This window comes from Streptococcus oralis (assembly GCF_019929365.1).
In the GTDB taxonomy this organism is placed as follows: domain Bacteria; phylum Bacillota; class Bacilli; order Lactobacillales; family Streptococcaceae; genus Streptococcus; species Streptococcus oralis_BT.
Genome location: NZ_JAHZPH010000001.1, coordinates 150,221 through 165,811 on the forward strand (window position 1 = coordinate 150,221; position 15,591 = coordinate 165,811).

At 40.8% G+C, this 15,591-nt stretch carries 16 protein-coding genes and 1 other annotated feature; of the genes, 14 read left to right on the forward strand and 2 right to left on the reverse strand.

What is annotated here, in order from left to right; all coding sequences use genetic code 11:
* Positions 1 to 83: 83 nt before the first annotated feature.
* Positions 84 to 300: a binding site (T-box leader), on the forward strand.
* 116 nt (positions 301 to 416) lie between these two features.
* From trpX to K1I53_RS00880, 14 genes are all read left to right on the forward strand, one after another.
* A complete protein-coding gene (trpX, locus tag K1I53_RS00815; RefSeq protein ID WP_223327571.1) occupies positions 417 to 1,412 on the forward strand; it encodes a tryptophan ABC transporter substrate-binding protein in 996 nt (331 codons plus the stop codon).
* 65 nt (positions 1,413 to 1,477) lie between these two features.
* Positions 1,478 to 2,344 (forward strand): ABC transporter permease, encoded by an 867-nt coding sequence (locus tag K1I53_RS00820; protein WP_223327573.1) that lies wholly within the window; start codon positions 1,478 to 1,480, stop codon positions 2,342 to 2,344.
* Positions 2,341 to 3,099, forward strand: coding sequence for an ABC transporter ATP-binding protein (locus tag K1I53_RS00825; protein WP_000125419.1), 759 nt, complete (start codon positions 2,341 to 2,343; stop codon positions 3,097 to 3,099). The genes K1I53_RS00820 and K1I53_RS00825 overlap by 4 nt, the downstream gene beginning before the upstream one ends.
* A gap of 549 nt (positions 3,100 to 3,648) precedes the next feature.
* A complete protein-coding gene (locus K1I53_RS00830) occupies positions 3,649 to 4,359 on the forward strand; it encodes a TipC family immunity protein (RefSeq protein WP_223327575.1) in 711 nt (236 codons plus the stop codon).
* A gap of 130 nt (positions 4,360 to 4,489) precedes the next feature.
* On the forward strand, positions 4,490 to 4,921 hold the full coding sequence (locus K1I53_RS00835) for a hypothetical protein (RefSeq protein WP_223327577.1): 432 nt from the start codon (positions 4,490 to 4,492) through the stop codon (positions 4,919 to 4,921).
* A 169-nt stretch (positions 4,922 to 5,090) separates the two neighbouring features.
* The gene (gene dnaG / locus K1I53_RS00840) at positions 5,091 to 6,851 is read left to right on the forward strand and encodes a DNA primase (RefSeq protein ID WP_223327579.1); all 1,761 of its coding nucleotides are present in this window, start codon (positions 5,091 to 5,093) and stop codon (positions 6,849 to 6,851) included.
* 2 nt (positions 6,852 to 6,853) lie between these two features.
* A complete protein-coding gene (rpoD, locus tag K1I53_RS00845) occupies positions 6,854 to 7,963 on the forward strand; it encodes an RNA polymerase sigma factor RpoD (RefSeq protein WP_000201893.1) in 1,110 nt (369 codons plus the stop codon).
* 13 nt (positions 7,964 to 7,976) lie between these two features.
* Positions 7,977 to 8,306, forward strand: a complete 330-nt coding sequence (locus K1I53_RS00850; RefSeq protein WP_223327581.1) for a metal-sulfur cluster assembly factor — start codon at positions 7,977 to 7,979, stop codon at positions 8,304 to 8,306.
* 112 nt (positions 8,307 to 8,418) lie between these two features.
* Positions 8,419 to 9,462 (forward strand): glycosyltransferase family 4 protein, encoded by a 1,044-nt coding sequence (locus tag K1I53_RS00855; protein WP_223327583.1) that lies wholly within the window; start codon positions 8,419 to 8,421, stop codon positions 9,460 to 9,462.
* An 8-nt stretch (positions 9,463 to 9,470) separates the two neighbouring features.
* The gene (locus tag K1I53_RS00860; RefSeq protein ID WP_223327585.1) at positions 9,471 to 10,787 is read left to right on the forward strand and encodes a glycosyltransferase family 4 protein; all 1,317 of its coding nucleotides are present in this window, start codon (positions 9,471 to 9,473) and stop codon (positions 10,785 to 10,787) included.
* Positions 10,788 to 10,809: 22 nt separating this feature from the next.
* The gene (locus tag K1I53_RS00865) at positions 10,810 to 11,001 is read left to right on the forward strand and encodes a PspC domain-containing protein (protein WP_001074502.1); all 192 of its coding nucleotides are present in this window, start codon (positions 10,810 to 10,812) and stop codon (positions 10,999 to 11,001) included.
* A gap of 43 nt (positions 11,002 to 11,044) precedes the next feature.
* A complete protein-coding gene (locus tag K1I53_RS00870; protein WP_000863854.1) occupies positions 11,045 to 11,179 on the forward strand; it encodes a DUF4044 domain-containing protein in 135 nt (44 codons plus the stop codon).
* A gap of 71 nt (positions 11,180 to 11,250) precedes the next feature.
* Entirely contained in the window at positions 11,251 to 12,561 is a 1,311-nt protein-coding gene (gene obgE, locus K1I53_RS00875) for a GTPase ObgE (RefSeq protein WP_223327587.1), read from the forward strand.
* A 9-nt stretch (positions 12,562 to 12,570) separates the two neighbouring features.
* Positions 12,571 to 12,744, forward strand: coding sequence for a hypothetical protein (locus tag K1I53_RS00880; RefSeq protein ID WP_223327588.1), 174 nt, complete (start codon positions 12,571 to 12,573; stop codon positions 12,742 to 12,744).
* A 55-nt stretch (positions 12,745 to 12,799) separates the two neighbouring features.
* Here the strand turns inward: K1I53_RS00880 and K1I53_RS00885 are convergent, their stop codons facing one another.
* Together K1I53_RS00885 and K1I53_RS00890 are read right to left on the reverse strand one after the other, a co-directional pair.
* On the reverse strand, positions 12,800 to 13,270 hold the full coding sequence (locus K1I53_RS00885) for an arginine repressor (protein ID WP_223327589.1): 471 nt from the start codon (positions 13,268 to 13,270) through the stop codon (positions 12,800 to 12,802).
* Positions 13,271 to 13,286: 16 nt separating this feature from the next.
* Entirely contained in the window at positions 13,287 to 15,560 is a 2,274-nt protein-coding gene (locus K1I53_RS00890) for a Xaa-Pro dipeptidyl-peptidase (RefSeq protein ID WP_223327590.1), read from the reverse strand.
* Positions 15,561 to 15,591: the final 31 nt, after the last annotated feature.

A 15,591-nucleotide genomic window follows, 5' to 3' on the forward strand; every position in this document is an offset into this window, starting at 1 on the left:
TCCTCTTTTATAAAGGGGAAGTTTTTGAATAGTTTAAAAAATTCTAAAAATAGTCTTGACAAGTAATTGAAAAATGATATAATTTAAACATTCAGAAAGTAATCATTGAAGTTTTTTAGAGAGTCTGTGGTTGGTGGAAACAGATAAATGAAAGTGATGAAAATTGGGCTGAATGTTTTTAAGAATTTGAAATCATAAAAATTCGGTGAGCACACCTTACAGTGCAACTCGTTATTGCGAGAAAGAGCGATAGGGATAATCCCTATAATTGAGGTGGCACCGCGCATCGACGTCCTCACACAAGTTTTTTGTGTGAGGACTTTTTCTATGGGGAGGAAAGATATTGGAATTTAAACGATGGCGTCGCTTGTTTTGAGTGAAAAGAGTATAGTACAAGTGATTTAAAGGAGAAAAATATGAAGAATAAACGTTTAATTGGAATTATCGCTGGATTAGCAGTATTGGTAGTGGCTAGCTTGATTTATTCATCAATGAATAAGCCTGCAGCTAAGGAAGAGCAAAAGGTTGCTAAGGTTGGTGTCCTTCAATTTGTTAGTCACCCATCCTTGGACTTGATTTACCAAGGGATTCAAGATGGACTAGCTGAAGAAGGATATAAGGGCGACCAGGTAAAAATCGACTTTATGAACTCTGAAGGCGATCAGAGCAAGGTTGCAACCATGAGTAAGCAGTTAGTAGCAAATGGAAACGATGTTGTTGTTGGGATTGCGACACCAGCGGCTCAAGGTTTAGCTAGTGCTACAAAAGACCTACCTGTTATCATGGCTGCTATTACAGACCCAATCGGTGCTAACTTGGTCAAAGATTTGAAAAAACCAGGTGGCAACATCACGGGGGTATCAGACCACAACCCTGCTGAACAACAAGTAGAATTGATAAAAACCCTCACACCAAATGTCAAAACAATCGGAGCTCTTTACTCAAGTAGCGAAGATAACTCAAAAACACAGGTAGAAGAATTCAAGGCTTATGCTGAAAAAGCAGGTTTGACAGTCGAAACCTTTGCCGTTCCTTCGACTAACGAAATTGCTTCAACCGTTAATGTTATGACCAGCAAGGTCGACGCTATCTGGGTTCCAATTGACAACACCATCGCATCAGCCTTCCCAACAGTTGTATCAAGCAACCAAACAGCTAAAAAACCAATCTACCCAAGCGCAACTGCCATGGTAGAAGCAGGAGGTCTGGCATCTGTAGTAGTTGACCAACACGATCTTGGAGTGGCTACTGGTAAAATGATTGCCAAAGTATTGAAAGGTGAAAAACCAGCTGATACGCCAGTTAATGTCTTCTCAACTGGTAAGTCAGTGATTAACAAAAAACTAGCGCAGGAACTTGGTATCACCATTCCTGAGTCCGTTCTAAAAGAAGCAGGACAAGTGATTGAATAAAGATAAAGGAGGAGTTGGGGACATCTCCTCCCATTTTTACTAAAGAAAGAAATGAGTGAAAGATTATGATAGTATCCATTATTTCTCAGGGGATGGTCTGGGCGATTTTAGGTTTGGGAATCTTTATGACTTTTCGAATTTTGAATTTCCCTGATATGACTACTGAGGGCTCTTTTCCTCTTGGGGGAGCAGTAGCTGTAACCTTGATAACACAGGGAGTCAATCCGTTTTTAGCAACCTTAGCTGCAGTAGGGGCGGGCTGTCTAGCTGGAATGGCGACAGGTCTCTTATATACCAAAGGAAAAATCCCAACCCTCTTATCAGGGATTCTGGTCATGACTTCCTGCCATTCCATCATGCTCATGATTATGGGACGTGCCAATCTGGGGCTTCTTGGAACCAAGCAAATTCAGGATGTCTTGCCTTTTGATTCAGACCTTAACCAACTTCTGACTGGATTAATCTTTGTAGCTCTTGTTATTGGCCTTATGCTCTTTTTCCTTGATACTAAACTAGGTCAGGCCTACATCGCTACAGGTGATAATCCTGATATGGCTCGTAGTTTTGGAATTCATACTGGTCGTATGGAACTCATGGGCTTGGTTCTCTCAAATGGGATTATCGCGCTTGCAGGGGCCTTAATCGCTCAACAAGAAGGATATGCAGATGTTTCTAGAGGAATCGGAGTGATTGTCGTAGGGCTTGCTAGCTTGATTATTGGTGAGGTTTTGTTCAAGAGTTTGACCTTGGCAGAGCGACTCATGACCATCGTAGTAGGGTCTATCGCTTATCAGTTCCTCGTTTGGGGAGTGATTGCTCTTGGATTTAATACAAGTTATCTTCGTTTGTACAGCGCCTTGATTTTGGCAGTTTGCCTTATGATTCCAACCTTCAAAAGCAAATACTTGAAAGGAGTCAAGTTTAGCAAATGACAGCAATTGTAGAATTAAAAAATGCTACCAAAGTCATCACGAATGGCTTTGATGAGGAAAAAATCATTCTGAATGATGTTTCTCTTGAAATTTTCGAACATGATTTCATTACTATCCTAGGTGGAAATGGAGCAGGGAAGTCAACGCTTTTTAACACTATTGCAGGTACCTTACCTTTAACAAGTGGAAGTATCCGTATCATGGGCGAGGACGTGACGCATTTTTCACCTGAAAAGCGGGCTAAGTACTTGTCTCGTGTCTTTCAGGATCCTAAGATGGGTACGGCTCCCCGTATGACGGTGGCGGAAAATCTCTTGATCGCCAAGTTTCGTGGTGAGAAGAGAGGACTCCTTCCTAGGAGACTTTCAAGCCATAGAGAAGAATTTCAAGCCACCATTGAAAAAGTGGGAAATGGTCTTGAAAAACATCTAGATACTCCGATTGAGTTTCTATCAGGCGGTCAACGCCAGGCCTTGAGTCTCTTGATGGCAACCTTGAAACGACCTGAGTTGCTCTTGTTGGATGAACACACAGCAGCCCTTGACCCAAAAACAAGTGTTGCCTTGATGGAGTTAACAGATGACTTTGTCAGCAAGGACCATCTAACAGCCTTAATGATTACCCATCATATGGAGGATGCACTGAAGTATGGAAATCGTCTGATAGTCATGAAGGAAGGCCGTATCATCCAAGACCTCAATAAAGAAGAAAAAGCTAAGATGAAAATCTCAGACTACTATCAATTATTTGAATAGATGAGTTAAATAATCATCAAAAAATAGTGAAGATTAACTTAGAAACATGCAGATGTTTCTAGTTTTTTTAGTTTCATAATTAGATGAATTGGTGCACTTGTCCAAGTTGCTTCATTTTATAGTATAATAAGTATTAGCATGGAGTATAAATATAAGATTATTCCTAGACTCTTTAAGATTAAAGAGTTGAGAAAGTGATAGAATGTCATCTTTTAAAGTGGTAAACCAAAAATTTTTCAGAACCATTCAAGATAGAATTTAAAATCAGCTATTCTAGACATAGAATTCGTCAATTCTCAGAGTTTTTGACAGTTCGAGCTATCGAATGGTTTAAAAATTAAAAAAGTAGCAGTTCAAACACTTCGAAGACTTCTAAAACTTTTATATTATGATAATTCTAAACCTAGATTTAAAAGGATATTCATGCAAATTAACGAATCGATAGGTTTGATTGCCCAAATCTAAGAATATTGAAGCAGTCAAAGAATAATGAATACAATCTATAAGTGACCTTCAGCTTATCCAAGATTTAAGTAAGGAAAAAGGTAGATGAAAAAAATTTTAAAAATCGTACTCATAACTTTATTAGTTTTTCTAACTTTGTTTGGTCTATATCGTGTCTATCAAAAGAATTATTATAAGGGAGTGTATGAATCTTTAAGCAATGTTTTTTTAGAAATGAACTATGCAGAGATAAATAGTGGTGTTTTACCTGGACTTGCTGATTTTAGTAAAGCCGTTGACGGAAGTCAATCGTTTAGAGATCCAGACTGGATAATTCCTATAGGACTTGATGCAGGCTTGTCTGAAAATGAAAGTTTAAAAGTGATTGTAGGTTTTGAAGAAACTTTTATTATTGAATACCAGCAACTATTATCTGATGGGAGATATCTATTTATTAGATACAATTATAAGAATAAAAATCTTAACCAAACTATCGAAATTTCGGATTCCAAAAGTTCACTAGCATACTACTTAGCTGGGTATAATATAAGAAATAAGGATAGTGGGGAGATAAATTTGGAGTCGTATTTTAAGAGAGCGGGCACTGTGGACAAACCCAATTTTTACTTAACTAATCCAAACGAAGTACTAGAGTATTTAAAGCCTTATGGGATTGATGAAGCTTGGATTAAAGAAAAATCCCACTTCATGCTCTATGATGTCGTTCTAGAACGCTGGTTTAAAAATGGTAGTCAACGTTACTCGGTTGATAATCTTGGGGATGTAGAGATTGTGCCACTAAGTTTTTCTGAATAGGATGGAGCCGACTCAAACTTATTTTTCCTATACTTTTAAGAAAATATCAAAATCAAGGATATCTAGGATAATAATAAGTCATTCAAAGTGAAAAAAATTCAATAAAACATATTGTTTATGGAGGTAAAAAATGACTTACACACAAGAAGATTTTCAGGAATGGATTTTTCAGATTGGATTTAAGATGGACTATTTTACTAGGGAGTTTGCTGAGGAACAAGGCCTTCATTTAGACTATAGCATGCAGTCTTTGGATGATTTGGAGGCTTGGATCTTGGCTCACTACGATGACCACCATGCTTTGATAGCAGACCGAAAGATGTTGGATTATTTGACCGTTTATATCGGTGAAACCTTCCGTAAGCACCTAGGAGGTAAATGGTTTATTGACCTTAAAAATAAAAAGAACGCCTATTATTCTATGCCTGTATTGACTGATCCATCCTATAGAGGAGTGGTATACAAAGCACCATTGACTTATGCAACGGCTTGCATTAGTAGAAAAGATGGTCAGTATATTAGCAGGATATTGAAAAATAACCTCGAAAATCAAGTGAAATAGTCTTTAATTTCTTTGCAAAGAGTAGAAAATTTGCTCAGAAGATACAGTTTTTCATGATAGCTGGAAACTTATGAAATAGTCTCATGCAAAAGGTATGAAATGGTTTACTTTTTTTCAGAAATACAGTATACTATATAAAGTAAACTGTGATAAAATGGAGGTATTGTCTATGGTTGACAAGAGAGTCATCGAAGAGATCAAAAACAATACCAACATTGTGGAAGTCATAGGCGACGTGATTTCTTTACAAAAGGCTGGACGGAACTATTTAGGGCTCTGTCCTTTTCATGGTGAGAAGACCCCTTCTTTCAACGTTGTGGAAGACAAGCAGTTTTATCACTGTTTCGGATGTGGTCGTTCAGGAGATGTCTTTAAGTTCATCGAAGAGTACCAAGGTGTGTCCTTTATGGAAGCTGTTCAGCTCTTAGGGGAGCGAGTCGGTATTCAACTAGCCATGCCTGTCCAGTCTCGTCCTCAACAGGTTTCGCCTCATCAAGCTTTATATGATATGCATGAAGAAGCTGCCCGCTTTTACCATGCAATTCTCATGACGACTAAGATGGGAGAAGAAGCAAGGGCTTATCTTTACAAACGTGGATTGACGGATGATGTTCTGAAGCACTTCCAGATTGGACTGGCTCCAGCAGAGAGAACCTATCTCTACCAACGTTTATCTGACAAGTTTGAGGAAAAGGATTTATTGGATTCGGGCTTGTTTTACTTGTCAGATGGCAATCAGTTTTATGATACTTTTTTCGGACGTATCATCTTTCCTTTGACCAATGACAAGGGGCAGGTTATTGCTTTTTCAGGTCGTATCTGGCAAGAAACGGATAGTCAGACTGCCAAGTACAAAAATAGTCGCTCGACCGCAATTTTTAACAAGAGTTACGAATTGTATCATTTGGACAAGGCAAAAAAGGGAACAGGTAAGATTACAGAGCTCTATCTGATGGAAGGCTTCATGGATGTTATCGCGGCCTACCGTGCTGGTATAGAAAATGCTGTAGCTTCTATGGGGACAGCCTTAAGTAAGGAGCATGTTGACCACCTCAAACGCTTCACCAAAAAAATTGTTCTCAGCTACGATGGTGACAAGGCAGGACAGGCAGCAACAGCCAAAGCTCTGGAGGAGTTAAAAGACTTTTCAGTGGAAGTTGTCCGAGTACCTGATGCCATGGACCCAGATGAGTATTTACAAAAGAATTCTCCTGAAGATCTGGCCTACCTCTTAACCAAGACTCGGATTAGTCCCATAGAGTTCTATATTCACCAGCTTAAGCCAGAAAATAGTGATAACTTGCAAGCGCAAATCGAGTTCATTGAAAAGATTGCGCCCTTAATCGCCAAAGAAAAGTCGATCACTGCCCAGAATTCTTACATCCACATTCTGGCGGATAACCTACCTTCCTTTGATTACCAGCAGGTAGAACAGATTGTAAATGAAAGCCGGATTGTTCAAAGGCAGGAGAGGGTCAGGGAGCAACCTACACCAGTAGCGATTAGTTTACCTGTGACGCGTCAACTGACAGCAGTTATGAGAGCAGAGGCTCATCTCCTTTATAGGATGGCAGAGAATCCAGTTGTTTTAAATGACTACCGATTAAGAGAAGATTTTTTCTTTGATACCCCAGAATTTCAGATTCTTTACGAATTATTAAATGTAGAGGGAGAAATCGGATCAGAGGAACTTTCTCATCAGACTCCTGAGGTTGAAAATGCTTGGTACCATGTGCTTAGCTTGGATTTGCCAGCAGAGATGTCGCCTCAAGAACTTTCTGAAGTTGAAGCGACTCGTAACCGTGCTCTCCTCAGCAAGGACAATTTAAGGATTAAAAAGAAAGTGCAGGAAGCTAGTCATGTAGGAGATACAGACACAGCCTTGGAAGAATTGCAACGATTGATTTCCCAAAAGAGAAGAATGGAGTAATAATGGCAACAAAACAAAAAGAAGTAACCACATTTGATGTGCAAGTAGCAGACTTTATCCGTAACCACAAAAAAACAGGAACAGCAACAGACGACGAAATCAATTCAAGTCTGGTGATTCCTTTTACCCTAGATGCAGACGGTATTGAAGACCTTTTGCAACGGATTCAGGATGCTGGAATTTCTATCACAGATAACGAAGGAAATCCAAGTGCACGTGTCCTTAGTACAGAAGAAGAGCCAGAACTCAGTGATGAGGACTTGATTGGCTCAACTTCAGCCAAGGTTAATGATCCAGTCCGTATGTATTTGAAGGAAATCGGGGTTGTTCCTCTCTTGACCAACGAAGAGGAAAAAGAATTGGCCCTTGCGGTTGAAGCTGGTGATATCGAAGCTAAACAACGTCTTGCAGAGGCCAACCTTCGTTTGGTGGTTTCTATCGCTAAGCGCTACGTAGGGCGTGGCATGCAGTTTCTTGACTTGATTCAAGAAGGAAACATGGGCTTGATGAAGGCAGTGGACAAGTTTGACTATTCAAAAGGCTTCAAGTTTTCTACGTATGCAACCTGGTGGATTCGTCAGGCGATCACTCGTGCCATCGCTGATCAGGCTCGTACCATTCGTATCCCGGTTCACATGGTAGAAACCATTAACAAACTCGTCCGTGAACAGCGTAACCTCCTTCAAGAATTGGGTCAAGATCCGACTCCTGAACAAATCGCTGAGCGTATGGATATGACACCTGACAAGGTCCGTGAAATCTTGAAAATCGCCCAAGAGCCAGTATCACTTGAAACACCGATTGGTGAAGAGGACGATAGCCATCTTGGGGACTTTATCGAAGACGAAGTGATTGAAAATCCAGTAGACTACACAACTCGAATCGTTTTGCGCGAGCAGTTGGATGAAGTCTTGGATACTCTCACAGACCGTGAAGAAAACGTCTTGCGCTTGCGCTTTGGACTGGACGATGGGAAAATGCGCACCCTTGAAGATGTTGGGAAAGTCTTTAACGTAACTCGTGAACGTATCCGTCAGATCGAGGCCAAGGCTTTGAGAAAATTACGTCAACCAAGTCGCAGTAAACCGCTTCGTGATTTTATTGAAGATTAGAGTGAGGATGAATATGGCTTATACAGAAGAGCAAATTGAAACGATTAAAACTCGTGTTTTGACTGCCTTGGAAGAGGTCATCGACCCTGAGTTGGGAATTGATATTGTCAACCTAGGTTTGATTTATGAAATTCGTTTTGATGGTGAGACAGGTCACACTGAAATTGATATGACCTTGACAACTATGGGCTGTCCACTGGCTGACCTCTTAACAGACCAGATACATGATGCGATGACAGATGTGCCTGAAGTAACCAATACCGAAGTTAAATTGGTCTGGTATCCAGCTTGGACGGTTGAAAAAATGAGTCGCTATGCACGTATCGCCCTAGGAATTAAATAAAGACTAAGAAAAATGTGAGAGACGATTGGAAAATGAGGAAATCTCCTTCTTTTTCCTCTGGTCTCTCTTTCTTTTGCTGATTTTCTGGAAATAAAATGGTATAATGAAAGGTATGGAAAACGAAAAATTGCGTATTAATATGCTAAGTTCAAGTGAAAAAGTGGCTGGTCAAGGGGTGTCAGGAGCCTACCGCGAGTTGGTACGTCTCCTACATCGTGATGCCCAAGATCAGTTAATTGTTACGGAAAATCTTCCTGTTGAGGCAGATGTAACCCACTTTCATACCATTGATTTCCCTTATTATTTATCTACATTCCAAAAGAAGCGATCTGGGAGAAAAATTGGCTATGTGCATTTTTTGCCTGATACGCTTGAAGGAAGTTTGAAAATTCCATTTTTCTTAAAGGGAATTATCAAGCGCTATGTTTTTTCATTTTACAACAGAATGGAACACCTAGTGGTGGTCAATCCCATGTTTATCGAGGATTTGGTGGCAGCTGGTATTCCACGTGAAAAAGTAACTTATATTCCAAATTTTGTAAATAAGGAAAAATGGCATCCACTGCCAGCTGACCAAGTAGCAAAACTTCGTCAGGAAATGGATTTAGCTGAGGATCAGTTTGTTGTTGTCGGTGCAGGTCAGGTTCAGAAACGTAAAGGAATTGATGACTTTATCCGCCTTGCGGAGGAATTGCCAGAAATTACCTTTATCTGGGCTGGTGGTTTTTCATTTGGCGGGATGACAGATGGTTATGAACGCTATAAAAAAATCATGGACAATCCACCTAAAAATCTAATTTTTCCAGGTATTGTTCCTCCAGAACGAATGCGAGAGCTCTATGCTTTAGCGGATCTCTTCTTGCTACCAAGTTACAATGAATTATTCCCTATGACTATCTTAGAGGCAGCTAGTTGTGAAGCACCGATTATGTTGAGGGATTTAGATCTATACAAGGTCATTCTCGAAGGGAATTATCGTGCTACAAGTGATGTTTCAGAGATGAGAGAAGCCATTCTTGAATACAAAGATCATCCTGGAAAGTTGAAAAACTTGAAAGAAAAAGCTAGAGAGATTTCTAAAGAGTATTCCGAGGAGCATTTATTGGAAATCTGGTTGAAGTTCTATCGGGAGCAGGCGGCTCTAGGCAAAAAGTGAGGTAATCTATGCGAATTGGTTTATTTACTGACACCTATTTCCCTCAAGTTTCTGGGGTTGCGACCAGTATTCGAACCTTGAAGACAGAACTTGAAAAGCAAGGGCATGCAGTTTTTATCTTTACAACTACCGATAAAGACGTGAACCGATACGAGGATTGGCAAATTATTCGCATTCCGAGTGTCCCTTTCTTTGCATTTAAAGATCGACGATTTGCCTATCGTGGTTTTACAAAGGCGCTTGAGATTGCCAAACAGTATCAGCTAGATATCATTCATACACAAACAGAGTTTTCACTAGGTTTACTAGGGATTTGGATTGCGAGAGAATTGAAAATTCCTGTTATCCATACCTACCATACCCAGTATGAAGACTATGTACATTACATTGCTAAGGGTATGCTGATTCGGCCGAGTATGGTAAAATATCTGGTGCGTGGCTTCCTTCATGATGTAGATGGCGTGATTTGCCCTAGTGAGATTGTTCGGGACCTTTTATCTAAATACAAAGTCAAAGTTGAAAAGCGTGTTATCCCAACTGGAATTGAGCTAGCTAAGTTTGAACGACCTGAGATCAAAGAGGAAAACTTACAAGAACTCCGTTCGAAGTTAGGTATTCAGGAAGGCGAGAAAATGTTACTGAGTCTTTCTCGTATCTCCTTTGAGAAAAATATCCAAGCGGTCCTAGCCGCCTTTGCGGAGGTTTTGAAAGAAGAAAACAAGGTGAAGCTGGTTGTTGCTGGTGACGGTCCTTATCTGGACAGTCTGAAAGAACAAGCAGTCCAGTTGCAAATTCAAGATCAGGTGATTTTTACTGGTATGATCGCTCCAAGTGAAACAGCCTTGTACTATAAGGCGGCAGATTTCTTTATCTCTGCATCCACTAGTGAAACCCAAGGCCTGACTTATCTAGAGAGTCTAGCCAGTGGAACGCCTGTCATCGCTCATGGTAATCCTTATCTGGATAATCTGATCAGTGACAAAATGTTTGGAACCCTCTACTATGGAGAACAGGACCTTGCTGGTGCAATATTGGAGGCCTTGATCGCCACTCCAGATATGGATGAGCAGAAGTTAGCTGACAAGTTGTATGAGATTTCTGCTGAGAATTTTGGGAAACGAGTCCATGAGTTTTATCTCGATGCCATTATTTCGAATAAATTTGAGCAGGAACTACGTGGCGACGAACCCATGACACAGCGATTCTTAAAAACTATTTTGTACCTACCTCAGCAGGCTGTTTCAACCCCAGTTAAAGAGTCCAAACGAATATTAAAGGCTTCTAAAAAGCAGTTGTCTAGCATCCGGGATTACTGGAGAGATTAGTAAAAATATAGGAGAATAAAAGATGGCGAAAAAATTTATGAGAAGTGGAAGAGACCAAAAAATTGGTGGCGTTTGTGCAGGAGTAGCCCACTATTTTGATATTGATCCCACCATTGTTCGTGTGATTTGGGGTGTTCTTGCTTTTTGTTATGGGGCAGGGATACTTGCTTACTTGATTTTATGGGTAATTGCACCTGTTTCTAGCGAATATTAAAAGAAAATCGGAATAGAACAAAGAGAAATAAAAAGGAGTCCAGATGGCTTTTGGAGATAATGGAAAACGTAAAAAAACAATGTTTGAAAAAGTAACGCTTTTTGTCGTGCTAATTATGTTGTTTGTAACCCTTGCTGGTATCTTTGCGACAGCACTTGGAGCTTTTAGCAGATTCTAAGCAAGTTGCTAAGATAGAAACAATAACTAATGACTGGGTTCTCCCCAGCCTTTTTAAAGTGAGAAGAAAATATGAGTATGTTTTTAGATACAGCCAAGATTAAGGTCAAGGCTGGTAATGGTGGCGATGGTATGGTTGCCTTTCGTCGTGAAAAATATGTCCCGAATGGCGGTCCTTGGGGTGGTGATGGCGGACGTGGAGGTAACGTTGTTTTCGTTGTAGACGAAGGCTTGCGTACCTTGATGGATTTCCGCTATAACCGTCATTTCAAGGCTGATTCCGGTGAAAAAGGAATGACCAAAGGAATGCATGGGCGTGGTGCAGAAGACCTTCGTGTTCGTGTACCACAAGGAACGACTGTACGTGATGCTGAGACAGGAAAAGTCATTACAGACTTGATTGAGCATGGCCAAGAATTTATCGTGGCACATGGCGGTCGTGGTGGTCGTGGAAATATCCGTTTTGCCACGCCAAAAAATCCTGCACCTGAAATCTCTGAGAATGGAGAGCCGGGTCAGGAACGTGAGTTGCAACTAGAATTAAAGATCTTAGCGGATGTCGGTTTGGTCGGTTTTCCATCTGTCGGGAAGTCAACTTTGCTTAGTGTCATTACTTCAGCCAAACCAAAAATCGGTGCCTACCACTTTACGACAATTGTCCCAAATCTGGGCATGGTTCGTACGCAGTCAGGTGAATCCTTTGCCGTGGCGGATCTTCCTGGTTTGATTGAGGGAGCTAGCCAGGGTGTCGGCTTGGGGACTCAGTTCCTTCGTCATATTGAACGCACTCGAGTCATCCTTCATATCGTCGATATGTCGGCTAGCGAAGGGCGTGATCCTTATGAAGATTACCTTGCTATCAATAAAGAATTGGAATCCTACAACCTTCGTCTTATGGAGCGTCCGCAGATCATCGTAGCCAACAAGATGGACATGCCTGAAAGTCAGGAAAATCTTGAAGCCTTCAAGAAGAAATTGGCAGCAGACTACGACGAGTTTGAAGAACTACCAGCCATCTTCCCTATTTCTGGATTAACCAAGCAAGGGTTAGCAACTCTTTTGGATGCGACAGCTGAATTGTTAGATAAGACTCCAGAGTTCTTGCTCTATGACGAGTCTGATATGGAAGAAGAAGCTTACTATGGCTTTGACGAGGAAGAAAAGGCCTTTGAGATTAGCCGCGATGATGATGCTACATGGGTACTTTCTGGTGAAAAACTCATGAAACTCTTTAACATGACCAACTTTGATCGTGATGAGTCTGTCATGAAGTTTGCTCGTCAGTTACGTGGTATGGGGGTTGACGAAGCCCTTCGTGCGCGTGGAGCCAAGGATGGAGACTTGGTACGCATCGGTAAATTTGAGTTTGAATTTGTAGACTAGGAGACAGATATGGGAGATAAACCGATATCATTCCGAGATGCAGACGGAAATTTTGTTTCTGCAGCAGATGTATGGAATGAAAAGAAACTAGAAGAATTGTTTAATCGTCTCAATCCCAAACGTGCTCTTAGATTGGCACGAGAAAAAAAAGTCAATGAGAAGGCTGATAAAGAAGAAAAGTAGCCTATCGACATTGATAAAACAGAACCCCGTGATTGGATTCATCACGGGGGATTTTTTAGTCATTGAAGAAAAAAGGTGGCGCAAATTTTTTAAGAATTTCAAAGCAAGTTTGTGCTTCTTCAGCATTTTCACAGATAAGAAGGCAGACATCATCACCACATACGGTAGCAATGATTTGTTTAAAATCGAGTGCATCAAGAACAGCTCCAAACGATTGGGCAAGACCTGGCAAGGTTTTAAGGACTACCTGATGCTGGACAGGGCGTAGCATGACCAAGCCATCTTCCATATAGTTTTCTAAGCGTTTTTCCCATTTGGAGATGGAACCAGTATTTAAAACGTAGTAAGAATGATCTTCTTCGCGAACTTTTGAGAGGTTCATGGTTTTGATATCGCGTGATAGAGTGGCCTGTGTGACTTGAATATCATTTTCAGCTAGTAAGGCCTGCAACTCTGCCTGTGTATGAATCTTATTTTTGGCTACAAGCGCACGGATGAGTTGGTGTCTATGTTCAGATTTATTCATAAAGAGCTGCCTCCTTTTATGAGGGGATAGTGATAGTGGATTGTGATAAATCAACAGTCAAGTGATAGTCTGTATTATCTCGGATTGTGATCTCAAAGTCTGTTGTATAGAGAACCAAGCGGAGTGTGTCGCCTTCTTTTAGTTTGTAGATAGTTGGTTGAAGCTCTAGCTTGAAGTCCATCCATTCATTGGCTTGGATTTCTTCAATCGTCAAGAGATTAGTTCGATTTTGAAGATTCAGGTAGCCTTTGGAGATGACACGTTGGGGACTTGGATTAAATGGCAATTCGCAGAGATTTTCTAACATGTGGTAGCGACCGTTGTCAATGGTTCTAGCACTTAAAACAGCTGGATAAGGCTGTAGATATTTCTTTTGTCCAAGTTCCAGCAGTTGAGCAGATAATAAGCCCTTGTTTGTACTTGATTTGACACGAAGTTTCAGCTCCACTCTCCCATTTAAGTGAATGTCTTGAGTTACTGGAAGGTCAATGGTGATTTGATTGGCTTTTCCTTGGTAAAGTTCTGTATTGAAAGTCTGGTAAGTCTTACCATAACGATCAAAATCTTTTTGATCATACTGGTTTTGAATCACCTTTTCTTCAGTTCCAAGAGAGAAGGTATGCAGTTCATCTTGCTTGCCAAAGTCATCGAGACTATGCCATGTTTGAGGCTCAGTATTATCTTGCCAGATGACAGTAGGAAGTTGATAGTCTGTTGTAAGTCCTAACAAATTCCTGCTTAAGAGGGAATTCATGGACTCGCGGAAGTCAATTGACTGCCAGTTGTTCATATAAACATGGGCACCATGATGGAAAAAGAGGTGCTTATTGATATGAGTTGGAAGAGCATGAAACATCTGGTAAACATGAAGAGGTTTGACATTCCAATCTTGAGAACCATGCGTAAAGACGACCTCAGCTTTAACCTTGTGAGCATTGAGTAGATAGTTGCGATCATGCCAAAATTGATTGTAGTCACCAGTCTTGCGATCAAGAAGCTCTTTTACCTTTTCTAAGTCCGCTTGATGAGCTTCATTACCACGGATATAGTCACCAGCTAAGAGATTGCGGGAGTAGGTCAATTCAGCAAGTGAGTCAAAATCCTCACCTGGATAACCACCAGGGCTAGTCACCAGACCATTTTCACGATAGTAGTTATACCAAGAGGAAATACCTGCTTCTGCAATGATCACTTCTAAGCCATCAACACCAGTTGTCGCAAGACCATTAGACATGGTTCCCAGATAGGAAATTCCTGTTGTTGCGACTTTTCCATTTGACCAGTCAGCCTTGACTTGTCGCTTGCGCGTGTGATCCGTGAAAGCACGACAACGACCATTGAGCCAATCAATGACATTTTTATATGCCTCAATCTGCTGGTAGTCTCCATTGGTCATGAGCCCTTGAGAATCTTTGGTTCCAACACCCGATACATAGAGATTGGCAAATCCACGTGGAAGGAAGTAGTCGTTGAGAGTGTATGAACTATTGATATGAGTTAGCTTCTCTTCAGCTTCTGAGACGACTTCTGCTTGACCAAGAGGTTCGACTACATTCAGCTTAGGCTCCTCGAGCTCAATGGTGTGGGCAGGTTTGACCTCAAGCTCTCCTTCCATTTTGTAGAGAGCCTTGTCGCTGGCTTTATCATTGGTGCCTTGGTGATAAGGACTTGCAGTCATAACTGAAGGAATATGTCCATCATAACGCGGACGAATAATGCTGACCTTGACTAAGTCAGGGAGACCGTCTTTATCAGTATCCACACGACTCTCGACATACACGACTTCACGAATGACATCGTGACTAGAGAAGGTTGCTAAGCTCTTGCCGTTAAAGTAGTGGTAGTGATTATCTTCTGCAATAAGCCCATCACTAACAAGTTGGTCGATGAGCGTATTTCCTTTTTTAGTTCGCGTATTGAGCAATTGATAAAGATTTTCGATGAGATTCCCATAAACAATAGGAAATCGAGTTTCTTTACGGAATTGTTCGGCGTCCTCAAAGTCAACAAGATAGCTAAATCCTAAAAGTTGAAAAGCCACAGTATAAAAAATCTCAGGAGTCAACTCTTTATCAGACTGAAAGAAGCTCAAAAGGTCCGTTTCTTTATCCACAGCTAAAGTGGATAGAGCATAATCGGTGTTCGCATAAGTGAAAAAACTCCAGCGGACAAATTGTTCAAGTTGTTTTTTTGATGCTTGTTCTGTTACCAGCTTCAAACCAAGCTGAGATAACTCGCGTAAAACTTGCGAATGAGAAACGGGCAAGTAGCTGAATTGATTAAAACGCATGGCGCTCTCCTTTGGAAATATTCTAAATTTA